Below are 17,007 nucleotides of genomic sequence, written 5' to 3' on the forward strand. Positions count from 1 at the left end.
AACTGACGTTTTATTTTTTTGGTTCTTGGTGTGTTATGTTAAGTCCCCAAGGAATGAGATTTTCTGTTTTATTTTGGATCCGTTTGATATTGTCCTTGTGTCGCACAATCACTAGACTGGCAAGACCAATAATAATTAAAGTAAAAAGTAGGTCATAACTACTCAAGATAAATCCAAAGAGAGGAAATAGAAGGACTCCAATAATCGCAGCAATAGCAGCTGAAATACTCGAGAGAGAAATCATACTTCCAAGATAAAGGATTCCAAAGAAAATGACTGCAAGGTAGAGGCAAAAGAGAGGAGCAAATCCAAAAATAACTCCTGCGCTGGTAGCGACAGCCTTGCCACCCTTGAATTTGGCAAAGATTGGGAAGGTGTGGCCAATGACTGCTAAAAGCCCAAAGACGATTGGTGAAACTCCCTGCACATGGAAGATTAGTGGAAGTAGAGTGGATAGAGTACCTTTAAAGAAATCAATTACAAAGGTTGCCATTCCAGCTTTTTTGCCTAAGATTCGGAAGGTATTGGTCGTCCCAGTATTACCAGACCCATGTTCTCTTAGATTGATGTTAAAGAAGACTTGTCCAATCCACAGTCCTGAAGGGATTGAACCTAATAAATAAGCTAAAATTAATAATACTATTGTCATCATGTATCTATTATACCATGAAATAGGAGAGAAACGAAACTGAATCTGTTTACTAGCTGTGACATCTGATACTTTATCAAAGTTGATAAGTTTATCATGAGTACCATTTTTATTCAAAAATAAAGGTTAAAGTTTTAAAAATTCATGAAAATTTCTGAAAAACTTGATTTTGTGTTTATTTATGCTATAATAGGAACAATTATTTTTAGGAGGTGGAATATGTCTTACTTATTTGAGATATTGCCAAGTTTATTGAGCGGTGCAACAATGACTCTACAAGTTTTTGCACTGGTCTTACTTTTTTCAATCCCTTTAGGCATTTTGGTTGCTTTTTGCTTACAGGTGCATTGGAAACCCCTCCATTACATGATTGACATCTATATCTGGGTGATGCGTGGAACACCCTTGCTCTTGCAGTTAGTCTTTATCTACTATGTTCTGCCAAGTATCGGAATTCGACTAGATCGTGTGCCAGCAGCAATTATTGCCTTCACGCTTAATTATGCAGCCTATTTTGCAGAAATATTCCGTGGAGGGATTGCAACGATTCCTCAGGGGCAATATGAAGCAGCTAAGGTTTTGAAATTCAAACCTATCGATACTGTCCGCTATATCATTTTGCCACAGGTGACCAAGATTGTCTTACCAAGTGTATTTAACGAAGTAATGAGTTTGGTTAAGGATACTTCTTTGGTTTATGCACTCGGTATTTCAGATTTAATCCTAGCCAGTCGAACTGCGGCCAATCGAGATGCTAGCTTGATTCCGATGTTTTTAGCAGGTGCTATCTATCTTCTGATGATTGGTATCGTTACAATCCTAGCTAAAAAACTTGAGAAGAAGTTCAGCTACTATAGATAGGAGGTTAACCATGTTAGAGTTAAGAAATATCAGCAAAAAATTTGGAAAAAAAGAAATTTTATCCAATTTTAGTTTAACAATTCCTGAAAAGCAGATTTTGGCCATCGTTGGACCTTCTGGTGGTGGGAAGACTACCTTGCTTAGAATGTTGGCTGGACTTGAGACCATTGATTCAGGTGAGATTTTTTATAATGGAGAATCCCTACCTTTGGATGAACTTGAAAAGTGTCACTTGTTAGGTTTTGTTTTTCAAGATTTTCAGCTGTTTCCGCACCTTTCCGTTATGGAGAACTTGATTTTGTCGCCAATAAAGACTATGGGTATGTCTGAATCAGATGCTAAGAAGAAGGCGGTAGAATTACTAACTCGTCTAGGTCTTGAAGCACACGCTGATGCTTATCCATACTCCTTATCTGGTGGTCAGAAGCAACGTGTTGCCTTAGCACGTGCAATGATGATAGATCCAGAAGTGATTGGGTATGACGAACCAACTTCGGCTCTTGATCCAGAGTTGCGTCTCGAAGTTGAAAAACTGATTTTACAAAATCGAGAATTAGGCATGACTCAAATTGTCGTAACCCACGATCTCCAGTTTGCAGAGAATATTGCTGATCAGATTCTCAAAGTAGAGCCTAAGTAGGAGGTGTCTATGAATCGAAAGAAAATCAGCCTTGTTTTAGTATTCTTTCTGGTTTTTTTCCTGGTAGGATGCACACAAAAAGTTAGTGATCCCAAAGTCGATAATTGGGATAAATACCAACAACAAGGAACAATAACCATCGGATTTGACAATACCTTTGTTCCTATGGGGTTTGAAGAAAAGAATGGGCAATATGCTGGATTTGATATTGATTTAGCCCAAGCCGTTTCTGAGAAACTTGGGTTCAAGGTCCAGTTTCAACCCATCGATTGGGATATGAAGGAAACCGAACTTCAAAATGGCACCATTGATGCGATCTGGAATGGATATTCAGCGACTGATGAACGCCGTGAAAAGGTAGCTTTTACCATTCCTTACATGGAAAATCAGCAAGTTCTCGTCTCTAAAAAATCGCAAAATATCCAATCAGTGTCTGATATGGCAGGTAAGATTTTGGGTGCTCAGGCAGGTTCTTCGGGTTATCTGTACTTTGAAGCGCAACCTGACCTTTTGAAAAATATCGTAAAAGATCAAAAAGCCAACCAATATCAAAGTTTTAATGAAGCCTTGATTGACTTGCAAAATGATCGGATTGATGCCCTTCTAATTGACCGTGTTTATGCCAACTATTATCTTAAAACTGAAGGAATTTTAGACCAGTATGAGATTTTCCCAGCTGGTTTTGAGAGTGAATCCTTTGCAGTTGGAGTAAGACCAGCTGATAAGACCTTGTTAGCAAATTTGAATAAAGCTTTTGTCGAGCTCTATCAAGAAGGAAAATTCCAAGAAATCAGCCAGAAATGGTTTGGCGAAGATGTGGCTACAAGCCAAATTAAAGGAAAAGAAAACTAAGATGTATATCTTAGTTTCTTTTTTAGTAGAGACAGGTGATGATTTTGCTAAAAAGTACTTGGGAATAGGCTTTTTAGCTAGAAAAACTTTGCAAAATCCTTAGAAAACCTGTAAAATAGAAAAGATGAACAAATAGGAGGTTCCTTGTGTCAAAAAAGGAAATCAATATTAACAATTATAATGATGACGCCATCCAGGTGCTAGAAGGGTTGGATGCGGTCCGTAAACGTCCAGGGATGTATATCGGATCGACAGACGGTGCTGGACTCCATCACCTAGTCTGGGAAATCGTGGATAATGCGGTTGACGAAGCCTTGTCTGGATTTGGTGATCGCATTGATGTAACCATTAATAAGGATGGGAGTTTAACGGTTCAAGACCACGGACGTGGGATGCCAACGGGAATGCACGCTATGGGGATTCCAACAGTAGAGGTGATTTTTACCATCCTTCATGCCGGAGGAAAATTCGGTCAGGGAGGATACAAGACTTCTGGTGGTCTTCACGGAGTTGGTTCTTCTGTTGTCAATGCCCTCTCTAGCTGGCTTGAAGTAGAAATTACACGTGATGGTGCTGTTTATAAACAACGCTTTGAAAATGGTGGGAAGCCCGTAACAACTCTTGAAAAGGTTGGGACAGCACCAAAATCTAAGACAGGTACCAAAGTGACCTTTATGCCGGATGCTAGTATCTTTTCTACGACTGACTTTAAATACAATACCATTTCAGAGCGTCTCAATGAGTCAGCCTTTCTCTTAAAAAATGTAACCTTGTCATTTACAGACAAGCGAACAGACGAAGCGATCGAGTTCCATTATGAGAACGGGGTGCAGGACTTTGTTTCCTACCTCAACGAAGATAAGGAAACCTTGACGCCTGTCCTATACTTTGAAGGCGAAGACAATGGTTTCCAAGTAGAAGTAGCCCTCCAGTATAATGATGGATTTTCAGATAACATCTTGTCCTTTGTTAATAATGTCCGTACCAAAGACGGTGGAACGCATGAGACAGGACTTAAGTCAGCCATTACCAAGGTTATGAATGACTATGCCCGTAAGACAGGGCTTCTCAAAGAAAAAGATAAAAATCTTGAAGGGTCAGACTATCGTGAGGGGCTAGCGGCTGTTCTTTCTATCCTAGTTCCTGAAGAACATTTGCAGTTTGAGGGTCAGACTAAGGACAAACTAGGTAGTCCCCTTGCTCGTCCTGTTGTAGATGGAATTGTGGCTGATAAGTTGACCTTCTTCCTCATGGAAAATGGAGAATTAGCTTCAAATCTGATTCGTAAAGCTATCAAGGCTCGTGATGCCCGAGAAGCAGCACGTAAGGCGCGTGATGAGAGCCGAAATGGCAAGAAGAATAAGAAAGACAAGGGCTTGCTTTCAGGTAAATTAACGCCAGCCCAGTCTAAGAATCCAGCTAAGAACGAACTTTATCTGGTCGAGGGGGACTCTGCCGGTGGTTCTGCCAAACAAGGTCGTGACCGCAAGTTCCAGGCTATCTTGCCTCTTCGTGGTAAGGTGATCAATACAGCCAAGGCTAAGATGGCAGATATCCTCAAAAATGAAGAAATCAACACCATGATTTATACCATTGGTGCTGGTGTGGGGGCAGACTTCTCTCTTGAAGATGCCAACTATGATAAGATCATTATCATGACCGATGCGGATACCGACGGTGCCCACATTCAAACTCTTCTCTTAACCTTCTTTTATCGCTATATGCGTCCACTAGTCGAAGCTGGACATGTCTATATCGCCCTTCCTCCACTTTACAAGATGTCTAAAGGTAAAGGCAAGAAAGAAGAAGTGGCCTATGCTTGGACGGATGGTGAACTAGAGGAACTACGTAAGGAGTTCGGTAAAGGTGCTACTCTTCAACGCTATAAAGGTCTTGGTGAAATGAATGCAGACCAACTCTGGGAAACAACCATGAACCCAGAAACTCGTACCCTCATCCGTGTTACGATTGAAGACCTAGCCCGCGCTGAACGTCGCGTCAATGTCCTCATGGGTGACAAGGTTGAACCACGGCGTAAGTGGATTGAAGACAATGTCAAGTTTACGCTGGAAGAAGCGACTGTGTTTTAAAAACTGTCAAGAAATACAAATGGAGGACAAGATATGTCTGAAAATCTAAGTGAAGAGCAAGTTAAAGAAACTCTTGAAAGTGGCTATGCGCAATCTGAGGTCCTATTAAACGATAAAGATGAATTAGATGATTTTTTGTACCGTTTGGAGCAAAAAATTAAAGAGATGCCATTGGTTGGTAAGAAATTTACAATGATCCCAGTCATGATTTCTTTAGTGAAAAATTATGTTCAAGGAAAATATACCACGGTTCCTTATGGGACTATTTTAGCTGTTTTAAGCGCACTTCTTTATTTCCTTTCCCCAATTGACATTATTCCAGATTTTATTCCGTTAGCAGGCTACTTGGATGATATGGCTGTTGTAGGACTTTGTATGAATATGGTCAAAATAGACATTGAAACCTATGATAAATGGCGTCAGTCTCAAGGATTGATCTGAAAAATCGTCTATATTTCTTAATTTTAGCTCTCTAAAAGAGGTATACATCATGATAAGTTTATTCTATCATACTCCTTTTCTTGCGATAGTTTTAGCTATAGGTGCAGTTATGTTTATAACAGCTAAACAAGGAAAACCTGAGAAAATTCGCTTTCTTGAATTTTTACTATTAACCATAGTAACCGCCTGTGTCTTTTTATTTGATAATCCTTTTAGATCCAATCCTTATGCAGGTTTGCTATTCTATACTTTTGACATTTTTATTTTCACACCAGCTAGCTTAGCTTTTGGATTCACAGCTATTTATAAGAGCAATAAACATCTCAAACATTATCCTAGTAGTTACTCAAAACTTCTTAGGCTAAATGCCTGGTTTTTAGAAATATTTTCAGTTATTAATTTCCTATTTTTAATGCTGACGGAAGAAATGGGAATTATGTTGCTGCTACCTTTTTTTGGATTTAGTTCTATCATTCAATTTATAGTCGGAGAGCTTGAAAGAAAAAGAGTTCAGAAGCTTCTTCAGCAAAGAAATGAAGATGCTGTTATTCAGAACCTAGAGACCACTGAGGAAGAACCACATGAGAACTGACCAGGAAATACTTGAACTAATTTTAGAAACAGCTAAAAAGTTACAGGTTGATGCTGTGGCGCTATCTGGTTCACGTACTGATACAAAAGCACCAAAAGATGAGTTTCAGGATTACGACGTAGTCTATGTTGTGGACGACTTAGATAATCTGACAAATGACCTTTCTTGGTTGGACCAGTTTGGCAAGCGCATCATTGAGCAGCATAACGTACTTGACCATCGCCATCTGTATCTCATGCTTTTCGAAGATGGTAATCGCATTGATCTAACCCTCTGTCCTAAAGAATACATTCAAGAGTGGGTATCTAGCGAAGCTGATTATACAGTTTTAGTAGACGAGAAGGGCTTGTTCGAGTCCTATTCTCCCAGTCCTCAGCGTTTCTGGACAAGCCCAGCTAGTGAGACGGATTATGAAAAAACTTGTAATGAATTTTGGTGGGTGTCAGCCTACGTGGTCAAAGGAATTTGTCGTAAGCAAGTCAGTTATGCAACTGACCATCTCTACGGTATTTGTCAACAAGAACTCTTGAAAATCTTAGCTTGGCAGGTGGCAAGTGATAGAGAAGCAGTCGACATCGGTAAAATCTACAAGTATCTCTTTAACTACTTGACTACTGAGAAGGAGAAGGAATTCTCTGCTCTTCTTGATTTCTCAAGTTTAGACAAAATCACTCAGTCTTTATTTGCTACCATGCAACTTTTCCATCAAGAAGCTCAAAGTCTTGCTCAAAAGATGGGATTTAAGTATGAAAAAGAAGTGGCTGATAAGATGATTGAGTATGCTGAGGAAAAACTTCTAAATCACTAAGAAAATAAAGAACACAATTCAACACTTTAAACTACAGAGAGGATAGTTTGGTTATATAAAGTAACTGAAATCCCTTTCTATAAAATCTACTCTACATTCTTTGAAAGGAGTTGAACACGCCCTAAATGCTGTGTGAAAAAGATAAATTCTCTTGAGAGCATCGCTCCCTGCAAGAATTTCCTATTTTCACTTTGCATTTTACGGGCTTTGTATCCTATATGAGTAATATCCAAAACATGTCCTTGGAGGACATCATGGGAGAGCGCTTTGGTCGCTACTCCAAATACATCATTCAAGACCGGGCTTTGCCAGACATTAGGGATGGATTGAAGCCGGTTCAACGCCGTATTCTTTATTCGATGAATAAGGATGGCAATACTTTTGATAAGAGCTACCGTAAGTCGGCCAAGTCAGTCGGGAACATCATGGGTAATTTCCACCCACACGGGGATTCTTCTATCTATGATGCCATGGTCCGTATGTCTCAGGACTGGAAAAACCGTGAGATTCTAGTTGAAATGCACGGGAATAACGGTTCTATGGACGGAGATCCACCTGCGGCTATGCGTTATACGGAAGCTCGTTTATCAGAGATTGCAGGCTACCTTCTTCAAGATATCGAGAAAAAGACAGTTCCTTTTGCTTGGAACTTTGATGATACTGAAAAAGAGCCAACAGTCTTGCCAGCGGCTTTTCCAAACCTTTTAGTCAATGGTTCAACTGGAATTTCGGCTGGTTATGCCACAGATATTCCACCGCATAATTTGGCCGAAGTTATTGAAGCTACGGTTTATATGATTGATCACCCGACTGCTAAGGTTGAAAAGCTCATGGAATTCTTGCCTGGGCCAGATTTCCCTACTGGTGCCATTATCCAAGGTCGTGATGAAATCAAAAAGGCCTATGAAACTGGTAAAGGGCGCGTGGTTGTTCGTTCTAAGACAGAAATTGAGAAGCTTAAAGGTGGTAAGGAACAAATCGTTATCACTGAGATTCCTTATGAAATCAATAAAGCTAACTTGGTCAAGAAAATCGATGAAGTTCGTGTCAATAACAAGGTAGCAGGTATCGCTGAGGTTCGTGATGAGTCTGACCGTGACGGTCTTCGTATTGCTATTGAACTTAAGAAAGATGCGAACACGGAACTTGTTCTCAACTACCTTTTCAAGTATACTGACTTACAAATCAACTACAACTTCAACATGGTTGCGATTGACAATTTCACCCCTCGTCAGGTTGGAATTGTGCCAATATTGTCTAGCTATATTGCTCACCGTCGTGAAGTTATCTTGGCGCGTTCTCGCTTTGACAAGGAAAAGGCTGAAAAACGTCTCCATATCGTGGAAGGTTTGATTCGCGTTATCTCGATTTTGGATGAAGTTATTGCCCTTATCCGTGCTTCTGAGAATAAGGCTGATGCCAAGGAAAACCTCAAGGTCAGCTATGAATTTACCGAAGAACAGGCTGAAGCTATCGTTACCTTGCAACTTTATCGTTTAACGAATACTGACGTGGTTGTCTTGCAAGAAGAAGAAGCAGAACTTCGTGAGAAGATTGCTATGCTTGCGGCTATCATCGGTGACGAACGAACTATGTACAATCTCATGAAGAAAGAACTTCGTGAGGTCAAGAAGAAATTTGCGACTCCACGTTTGAGTACTTTAGAAGATACAGCAAAAGTCATCGAGATTGATACAGCTAGTCTAATCGCTGAAGAAGATACTTACGTCAGCGTGACTAGGGCAGGTTACATCAAGCGTACTAGTCCTCGTTCTTTCGCAGCTTCGACCTTAGAAGAAATTGGCAAACGGGATGATGACCGATTGCTATTCGTCCAATCTGTCAAAACAACTCAACATCTCTTGATATTTACAACCCTAGGAAATGTCATCTACCGCCCTATCCATGAATTAGCAGATATTCGTTGGAAGGATATCGGGGAACACTTGAGCCAAACAATTACAAACTTTGAAACCAATGAAGAAGTGCTCTATGTTGAAGTTGTGGATCAGTTTGAGGATGCGACAACCTACTTTGCAGCGACTCGCCTTGGACAAATCAAACGTGTAGAACGTAAAGAATTCTCTCCATGGAGAACCTACCGTTCTAAATCTGTTAAGTTCGCTAAGTTGAAAGACGATAGTGACCAAATTGTAGCTGTTGCACCAATCAAGCTTGATGATGTTTTATTGATTAGTAAAAATGGTTATGCCCTTAGATTTAATATCGAAGAGGTTCCAGTTGTTGGAGCCAAGGCTGCAGGTGTTAAAGCTATGAATCTGAAAGCAGATGATGAGCTTCAATCTGCCTTTATCTGCAATACTTCATCCTTCTATCTGTTAACGCAACGTGGAAGTTTGAAACGTGTTTCAACAGAGGAAATTCCAGCAACCAGTCGTGCTAAGCGTGGTCTTCAGGTTCTGAGAGAATTGAAGAACAAGCCACATCGTGTCTTCTTGGCTGGAGCGGTTTCAGAACAAGGATTTATCGGAGATCTCTTTAGTACAGAAGTAGAAGATGGCGAACAAACTCTTGTCATTCAATCAAATAATGGAACGATTTACGAAGCAATCCTACAAGATTTGAATCTATCAGAGCGTACAAGTAATGGAAGCTTTATCTCAGATACTATTTCTGATGAAGAAGTTTACGATGCTTATCTCAAAGAAGTCTTTAAAGAAGATAAAGAAAATTAAAAATCAGTCCTAGTGACTGATTTTTTATAAGCAAAATTTTCAGAAAATTACAAATAATACTTGAATTTTTAGGAGAATAGTGTAGAATAGAACACAAAGCTTGATTAGAATAAAGGAGAAATGGATGACAGTTACAATCGATTGGGAAAATCTCGGTTTTTCCTATATGAAACTACCTTATCGTTATATCGCTTATTTTAAAGATGGACAATGGACACAAGGAGAATTAACCGAGGACTCAACTCTTCACATTTCAGAATCATCTCCAAGTCTTCACTATGGACAACAAGCATTTGAAGGATTAAAAGCTTATCGTACCAAGGATGGCAGTATTCAACTCTTTCGTCCAGATGAAAATGCCAAACGTCTGCAACGCACCTGTGATCGTCTCTTGATGCCACAAGTTCCAACAGAAATGTTTGTAGAAGCATGTAAAGCAGTTGTTCGTGCCAATGAGGAATACGTACCACCTTATGGAACTGGTGGAACTCTCTACCTCCGTCCACTTTTGATTGGTGTTGGAGATATCATTGGGGTAAAACCAGCTGAGGAGTATATTTTTACGATCTTTGCCATGCCAGTTGGAAATTACTTTAAAGGTGGTTTGATTCCAACAAACTTCTTGATTCAAGACGAGTATGACCGTGCTGCACCAAATGGGACAGGAGCTGCCAAGGTCGGTGGGAACTATGCAGCTAGTCTTTTGCCAGGAAAAGTGGCTAAATCCCGTCATTTCTCAGATGTTATTTATCTTGACCCATCAACCCACACCAAGATTGAAGAAGTAGGCTCGGCTAACTTCTTTGGGATTACAGCTGATAATGAGTTTGTAACGCCATTGAGTCCATCAATCTTGCCATCGATTACCAAGTACTCATTACTTTACTTGGCAGAGCATCGATTGGGCTTGAAACCTGTTGAGGGAGATGTACCAATTGATAGTCTGGATCGATTTGTAGAAGCAGGTGCCTGTGGTACTGCAGCCGTAATTTCACCTATTGGGGGAATCCAACACGGTGATGACTTCCATGTTTTCTACAGTGAAACAGAGGTTGGTCCAGTGACTCGTAAACTATACGATGAATTGACAGGTATCCAATTTGGTGACATTGAAGCACCAGAAGGCTGGATTGTAAAAGTAGATTAAAAATTATTAAAGGAGATCTTTATGAAAACGAAAAAGTGGATGTTAACAGCAGGAGTTGTCCTGAGTACAGCAGTTCTTCTTGTGGCTTGTGGTAAAGCTGACAAGGAAGCAGACGCACCTACAACCTTCTCTTATGTCTATGGTGTAGACCCATCATCTTTGGACTACAGTATCGCAACTCGTACTTCAACAACAGATATCATTGGTAACGTTGTTGATGGTTTGTTGGAAAATGACGAATACGGAAATTTGGTTCCATCTCTAGCTGAGGATTGGAGCGTCTCACAAGACGGTTTGACTTATACTTATAAACTTCGAAAAGGGGTTAAATGGTATACTTCAGAGGGTGAAGAATACGCTGAAGTAACTGCACATGACTTTGTTACTGGGTTGAAACACGTAGCAGATGGCAAATCAGACGGTGTCACTCTTATTCAAAACTCCATCAAGGGCTTGAATGAATATATGACTGGTGAGACTAACGACTTCTCAACAGTTGGGGTTAAGGCGTTGGACGATTACACAGTCCAGTATACTCTTAATGCACCTGAAAGTTTCTGGAATTCAAAAGTAACTTCAGCAACTATGTTGCCGGTAAACGAGGAATTCCTCAAAGCTTCTGGTAAGAACTACGGAGCAGTAAGTCCATCTGGTATTCTTTATAACGGTCCATATATCTTGAAGACATTGACTTCAAAATCGTTAATCGAATACGAAAAGAATCCAAATTATTGGGATAAAGAAAAGGTTAAAATTGAGAAAGTAAAATTGACCTATTATGATGGTTCTGACCAAGAATCATTGATCCGTAGCTTCTCTTCAGGTGTTTATACAACAGCTCGTATCTTCCCAAGTAGTTCAAACTTTGCTTCTACTTTAGAGCAATACGGAGATAAAATCACATACAGTCCACAGGATTCAACTAGTTACTACTTTACCTTTAACGTAAACCGTCAATCTTATAATAAGACTGCGAAGACAAGTGAAGAACAGAAAACTTCTACAAAAGAAGCAATGTTGAACAAGGACTTCCGTCAAGCAATCAACTTTGCCTTCAACCGTCATTCATATGCTGCACAGCTTAACGGTGAAGATGGTGCGGATAAGATTATTCGTAACAGCCTAGTTCCAGATAACTTTGTACAATCTGGTGGTAAAAACTTTGGTGATATTGCTCAAGCAGAATTGGTCAACTATGGAGACCAATGGAAAGGTGTTGAACTTGTAGACGGAAAAGATACTATCTATAATCCTGATAAAGCCAAAGCTTCATTTGAAAAAGCTAAGAAAGAATTGGAAGCAAAAGGTGTAACCTTCCCAATTCACTTGGATGTTCCAGTTGAGCAAACAGATACAATTGCAGTTCAACAAAGCAATTCCTTTAAACAATCAATTGAGTCAACTCTTGGTTCTGAAAATGTCGTGATTGACGTCCTTCAGATGACTGACAATGAAAAGGAAAGTATTACATCACAAGCACGTGTTCCTGCTCAGAAAGACTATGACTTGAATAGTACTGGTTGGGCTCCAAGCTATCAAGACCCAGCAAGTTATCTAAATATCATGGATCCTAAGACTGGTTCTGCTATGAAACACCTTGGTATTACGAAAGGTAAAGACAAGGAAGTAGTAGCTCAACTTGGTCTGTACGAATACAAGAAACTCTTGGATGATGCGGTTTCTGAGACAAATGACTTGGACAAGAGATATGAAAAATATGCCAAAGCGCAAGCATGGCTCACTGATAGTTCTCTCTTGATGCCAACAGCTTCATCAGGTGGTTCACCAGTTGTTAGCAACATCGTTCCTTTCTCTAAACCATACTCACAAGTAGGTATTAAGGGTGACCCATATATCTTCAAGGGTATGAAATTGCAAAAAGAGATTGTATCTGCTAAAGAATATCAAGCAGCTCTTGAAAAATGGCAAAAAGAAAAATTGGAATCAAATAATAAATACCAAAAAGAATTAGAAAGTCATGTCAAATAAAACAGACTAGTACTTTGGGGATAAAGGGGCCTATATGGAATGGATTAAACTAATAGGGATAGTTATCATTGTGATTGGTTTTATCTATAAATTAGATACCATAGCAACGGTAGTCTTAGCTAGTTTAGTTACAGCTCTAGTTTCTGGAGTTTCTCTTGTTGAGTTCTTGGAAATTTTGGGAAAAGAATTTAGTAATCAACGAGTTCTTACGATTTTTATGGTGACTTTGCCACTGGTAGGTTTATCTGAAATTTTTGGCCTCAAGCAACGTTCGATTGACTTGATTCAAAGGATAAAGGGGCTGACCGTAGGAAGTTTTTATACCGTTTATTTCTTTTTTCGGGAACTTGACAGCTTCTTTGCCATTCGTATCGGAGGACATCCGCAGTTTGTAAGACCCTTGGTTCAACCCATGGGACAGGCAGCAGCAGAGTCACAATTAGGTAGAAAATTAACAGAGCAGGAAAGCGAAGCGCTAAAAGCGCGTGCAGCAGCAAATGATAATTTTGCAAATTTCTTTGCTCAGAATACTTTCGTTGGTGCAGGTGGTGTCCTCTTAGTTGGGGGCACTCTGGACCAATTGGGTTATGAAAGTAATTATGCAGGGATCGCTTCGGCTTCTTTTATTGTTGCAGGAGTTGCCTTGCTTGTGGTAGGGCTGTACAATTACTTATTTGATAGAAAATTGCTAGCGAATAAGCTTAGTAAAGGAAAAGAAGAATGACCGAACTAGCAAGACAGTTATTAGAGTTAACCTATATTGTGATTGGTTGTCAATTTCTTCATACGGCCTATTGTAGCTATAAAGACAAAACAAACCCAGTTCGATATGGAACAGCTGGGTTTTGGGCTTTATTGGGAATCAGTTTTATTGGTGGTTCCTATTTACCATCGTTCTTGATTGGTGTTATTGTAGTGTTATTGGCCCTACTAACTCTCTTTAAAAAGGTTCGTATCGGAACCTTACCGACTCTGGATGAAGTCAAGGCAAATATTGAAGCTAAACGGTTGAAGAATAAAATTTTTATTCCGGTCATGCTGATGGCTTTGATCGCTTTGGTATTAGCAAAAATAATTCCTGAATTTAGTAAGATTGCTATCAGCCTTGCAGCATTTTTCGCAACCCTGTCTCTCCTTTTGATTACTAAGAGTTCTCCTAAGAGCTTGTTAGTAGAAAACAATCGTATGGTTCAGCAAGTCTCAACTAGTGGGATTGTTCCTCAACTTTTAGGAGCTTTAGGGGCTATTTTTACTGTAGCTGGAGTTGGAGACTTGATTTCTCACTTGATAAGTGGTCTAGTACCTTCGGGTAGTCGTTTTATGGGAGTAGTAGCTTATGTCATTGGGATGGTTCTATTCTCCATGATAATGGGTAATGTCTTTGCTGCTTTCACTGTTATTACTGTCGGGATTGGTGTTCCCTTTGTATTTTCCTTGGGAGCTGATCCAATTGTAGCAGCTGCTCTAGCAATGACGGCAGGGTGCTGTGGAACCTTATTGTCTCCTATGGCATCTAACTTCAATGCATTACCGGCAGCACTTTTGGAGATGAAAGATCCAAATGGTGTCATCAAAGCGCAAGTAGGAGTTGCTATTATCATGATTATCATCCACGTATTTTTGATGTACTATTTGGCGTTTTAGCAAAGGAAATAAAATGAAAATATTAGTTACAGGTTTTGATCCTTTCGGTGGTGAAAAGGTCAATCCAGCTCTGGAGGCAGTTAAATCATTACCGTCTGTAATTCATGGAGCGGAGATACGCTGGGTAGAGATTCCAACAGTCTTTTATAAATCAGCAGAGGTTTTAGAAGCAGAAATTGTCCGTTATCAACCAGATGTGGTACTCTGCATCGGACAAGCAGGAGGTAGAGCTAGTTTAACTCCTGAACGAGTTGCCATCAATCAAGATGATGCAAGGATTCCAGATAACCAAGGAAATCAACCGATTGATACACCTATTCGCCTAGATGGAGAAGCTGCTTATTTTAGTACACTCCCTATCAAAGCAATGGTACAAGCCATAAAAGAGGAAGGACTACCAGCTTCAGTATCCAATTCAGCAGGAACCTTTGTTTGCAACCATTTGATGTATCAGGTTCTCTATTTAGCGGATAAGAAATTTCCCAATATGAGAGCAGGTTTTATGCATATTCCCTATATGACCGAACAAGTGGTAAATAAGCCTAATACTGCATCCATGTGCTTAAGAGATATTGTCCGAGGTATCGAAGCTGCGATTGCTGCTATCGTAGACCATAAAGATAAAGATTTGAAGTTGGTCGGAGGGGCGACTCATTAATGATTCAATTTTCAAATTAAAAAATTTTCTATTTTATTCATTGAACTCTCTATCAAGATAAGCTTTATAGAGAGTTTTTTCTTGCTAGATTAGGGAATTTCTTGTAAAATAGAAAAAGTGAAAAGAGGTATGGTATGAGTAAAAAAGATAAAAAAATTGAGATTCAATTGTCAGATGCTAAAGTAGCAGTTGGAAAAGATAACTACGATGGTTATACCTTAATGATTGGTAAAAAGTTAATCGGTGAAATTGCCGAACTAGACAACCAATTTGCAATCATAAAGAATGGAAATGTCGATAGTTTTTACAAGAATCTTGAAAAAGCTGTGGAAATATTGATTGAGAACTATAATTTAGCAAAATAATGCTTGTTTTTTGCAAATTTTCATGATATAATAGTTTTCGTTGATTATTGGAGAGATAGCGAAGAGGCTAAACGCGGCGGACTGTAAATCCGCTCCTTCGGGTTCGGGGGTTCGAATCCCTCTCTCTCCATATCACCATTGGGGTATAGCCAAGCGGTAAGGCAAGGGACTTTGACTCCCTCATGCGTTGGTTCGAATCCAGCTACCCCAGTTCTTAGGTAATAAATTCAAGATAAAAAGAAAAATATCTTAGGGTATTTTATTTTTATAATTGAAGGACGTTCGAGATGTTCTTGTCGTTGCGGGTGCTTAGGAAAAAAATTATAAGTATGTCAAGTTAAAAAACTTGATTGTTGGAGGATTTTTTAGATGAATGAATTTGAAGATTTGCTAAATAGCGTTAGCCAAGTTGAACCTGGTGATGTTGTTAGTGCTGAAGTATTGACAGTTGATGCTAATCAAGCTAACGTTGCAATCTCAGGAACTGGTGTTGAAGGTGTCTTGACTCTTCGCGAATTGACAAACGATCGCGATGCAGATATCAATGACTTTGTAAAAGTAGGTGAAGTATTTGACGTTCTTGTACTTCGTCAAGTAGTTGGTAAAGATACTGATACAGTAACATACCTTGTATCTAAAAAACGCCTTGAAGCTCGCAAAGCATGGGACAAACTTGTAGGTCGCGAAGAAGAAGTTGTTACAGTTAAAGGAACTCGCGCTGTTAAAGGTGGACTTTCTGTAGAATTTGAAGGTTTGCGTGGATTTATCCCAGCTTCAATGTTGGATACTCGTTTCGTACGTAACACTGAGCGTTTTGTAGGTCAAGAATTTGAAGCTAAAATCAAAGAAGTTGACCCTAAAGAAAACCGCTTTATCCTTTCACGTCGTGAAGTTGTAGAAGCAGCTACTGCAGCAGCTCGTGCTGAAGTATTCGGTAAATTGGCTGCTGGTGATGTAGTAACTGGTAAAGTTGCTCGTATCACAAGCTTCGGTGCTTTCATCGACCTTGGTGGTGTTGATGGATTGGTTCACTTGACTGAATTGTCACACGAACGTAACGTTTCACCTAAATCAGTTGTAACTGTTGGTGAAGAAGTTGAAGTGAAAATCCTTGATCTTAACGAAGAAGAAGGACGTGTATCACTTTCACTTAAAGCAACAACACCTGGACCATGGGATGGCGTTGAGCAAAAATTGGCTAAAGGTGACGTTGTAGAAGGAACAGTTAAACGTTTGACTGACTTCGGTGCATTTGTTGAAGTATTGCCAGGTATCGATGGACTTGTTCACGTATCACAAATTTCACACAAACGTATTGAAAATCCAAAAGAAGCTCTTACAGTTGGTCAAGAAGTTACTGTTAAAGTTCTTGATGTTAACGCTGACGCAGAACGCGTTTCACTTTCTATCAAGGCTCTTGAAGAGCGTCCAGCTCAAGAAGAAGGACAAAACGAAGAAAAACGTGCTCCACGTCCACGTCGTCCAAAACGTCAAGAAAAACGTGACTTTGAACTTCCAGAAACACAAACTGGATTCTCAATGGCTGACTTGTTCGGAGACATCGAACTTTAATCA

Annotated in this window: 16 protein-coding genes and 2 tRNA genes; 17 read left to right on the forward strand and 1 reads right to left on the reverse strand. The window is 39.7% G+C overall.

The features are described 5' to 3' along the window. Window positions 1-10 precede the first annotated feature (10 nt). Window positions 11-652, reverse strand: a complete 642-nt coding sequence (gene plsY, locus HW271_RS03515; RefSeq protein WP_178894863.1) for a glycerol-3-phosphate 1-O-acyltransferase PlsY — start codon at window positions 650-652, stop codon at window positions 11-13. Window positions 653-868: 216 nt separating this feature from the next. On the opposite strand from plsY, the gene HW271_RS03520 reads away from it, so the two are divergent. The 17 genes from HW271_RS03520 (at window position 869) to rpsA (ending at window position 17,004) form a co-directional block, all read left to right on the forward strand. Beyond that, a complete protein-coding gene (locus HW271_RS03520; RefSeq protein ID WP_178894864.1) occupies window positions 869-1,510 on the forward strand; it encodes an amino acid ABC transporter permease in 642 nt (213 codons plus the stop codon). 10 nt (window positions 1,511-1,520) lie between these two features. Next, window positions 1,521-2,150 (forward strand): amino acid ABC transporter ATP-binding protein, encoded by a 630-nt coding sequence (locus HW271_RS03525; protein WP_178894865.1) that lies wholly within the window; start codon window positions 1,521-1,523, stop codon window positions 2,148-2,150. A 9-nt stretch (window positions 2,151-2,159) separates the two neighbouring features. Beyond that, window positions 2,160-3,002 carry an amino acid ABC transporter substrate-binding protein gene (locus tag HW271_RS03530; RefSeq protein ID WP_178894866.1) on the forward strand — a complete coding sequence of 281 codons (843 nt, stop codon included), beginning with the start codon at window positions 2,160-2,162 and terminating at the stop codon, window positions 3,000-3,002. 146 nt (window positions 3,003-3,148) lie between these two features. Next, the gene (parE, locus tag HW271_RS03535) at window positions 3,149-5,092 is read left to right on the forward strand and encodes a DNA topoisomerase IV subunit B (RefSeq protein WP_178894867.1); all 1,944 of its coding nucleotides are present in this window, start codon (window positions 3,149-3,151) and stop codon (window positions 5,090-5,092) included. A 33-nt stretch (window positions 5,093-5,125) separates the two neighbouring features. Beyond that, window positions 5,126-5,533: a YkvA family protein gene (locus HW271_RS08865; protein WP_178894868.1), complete on the forward strand. Its 408-nt coding sequence runs from the start codon at window positions 5,126-5,128 to the stop codon at window positions 5,531-5,533. A gap of 49 nt (window positions 5,534-5,582) precedes the next feature. Next, complete coding sequence (locus tag HW271_RS03545; protein WP_259274729.1) at window positions 5,583-6,125, forward strand: hypothetical protein; 543 nt, start codon at window positions 5,583-5,585, stop codon at window positions 6,123-6,125. Beyond that, on the forward strand, window positions 6,115-6,933 hold the full coding sequence (locus tag HW271_RS03550) for an aminoglycoside 6-adenylyltransferase (RefSeq protein WP_178894869.1): 819 nt from the start codon (window positions 6,115-6,117) through the stop codon (window positions 6,931-6,933). The genes HW271_RS03545 and HW271_RS03550 overlap by 11 nt, the downstream gene beginning before the upstream one ends. Window positions 6,934-7,151: 218 nt before the next feature. Continuing rightward, window positions 7,152-9,629 (forward strand): DNA topoisomerase IV subunit A, encoded by a 2,478-nt coding sequence (gene parC, locus HW271_RS03555; RefSeq protein ID WP_178894870.1) that lies wholly within the window; start codon window positions 7,152-7,154, stop codon window positions 9,627-9,629. Window positions 9,630-9,753: 124 nt separating this feature from the next. Then, entirely contained in the window at window positions 9,754-10,776 is a 1,023-nt protein-coding gene (locus tag HW271_RS03560; protein ID WP_178894871.1) for a branched-chain amino acid aminotransferase, read from the forward strand. Between the two features lie 21 nt (window positions 10,777-10,797). Then, complete coding sequence (locus tag HW271_RS03565) at window positions 10,798-12,765, forward strand: peptide ABC transporter substrate-binding protein (RefSeq protein WP_178894872.1); 1,968 nt, start codon at window positions 10,798-10,800, stop codon at window positions 12,763-12,765. A 34-nt stretch (window positions 12,766-12,799) separates the two neighbouring features. Next, window positions 12,800-13,489, forward strand: coding sequence for a 5-oxoproline transporter, DUF969 family subunit (locus HW271_RS03570; RefSeq protein ID WP_178894873.1), 690 nt, complete (start codon window positions 12,800-12,802; stop codon window positions 13,487-13,489). Continuing rightward, window positions 13,486-14,409: a DUF979 domain-containing protein gene (locus HW271_RS03575; protein WP_178894874.1), complete on the forward strand. Its 924-nt coding sequence runs from the start codon at window positions 13,486-13,488 to the stop codon at window positions 14,407-14,409. Before HW271_RS03570 ends, HW271_RS03575 begins: the two co-directional genes overlap by 4 nt. A gap of 13 nt (window positions 14,410-14,422) precedes the next feature. Continuing rightward, window positions 14,423-15,067 (forward strand): pyroglutamyl-peptidase I, encoded by a 645-nt coding sequence (gene pcp, locus HW271_RS03580; protein ID WP_178894875.1) that lies wholly within the window; start codon window positions 14,423-14,425, stop codon window positions 15,065-15,067. A 134-nt stretch (window positions 15,068-15,201) separates the two neighbouring features. Then, window positions 15,202-15,432 (forward strand): DUF2969 domain-containing protein, encoded by a 231-nt coding sequence (locus HW271_RS03585; protein WP_178894876.1) that lies wholly within the window; start codon window positions 15,202-15,204, stop codon window positions 15,430-15,432. Window positions 15,433-15,481: 49 nt separating this feature from the next. Continuing rightward, a tRNA-Tyr gene (locus HW271_RS03590) sits at window positions 15,482-15,562 on the forward strand. A 9-nt stretch (window positions 15,563-15,571) separates the two neighbouring features. Then, a tRNA-Gln gene (locus HW271_RS03595) sits at window positions 15,572-15,643 on the forward strand. Between the two features lie 158 nt (window positions 15,644-15,801). Then, window positions 15,802-17,004, forward strand: coding sequence for a 30S ribosomal protein S1 (gene rpsA / locus HW271_RS03600; protein WP_004253232.1), 1,203 nt, complete (start codon window positions 15,802-15,804; stop codon window positions 17,002-17,004). Window positions 17,005-17,007: the final 3 nt, after the last annotated feature.

Origin of the sequence: Streptococcus sp. oral taxon 061 (assembly GCF_013394695.1) — a bacterium.
GTDB lineage: Bacteria > Bacillota > Bacilli > Lactobacillales > Streptococcaceae > Streptococcus.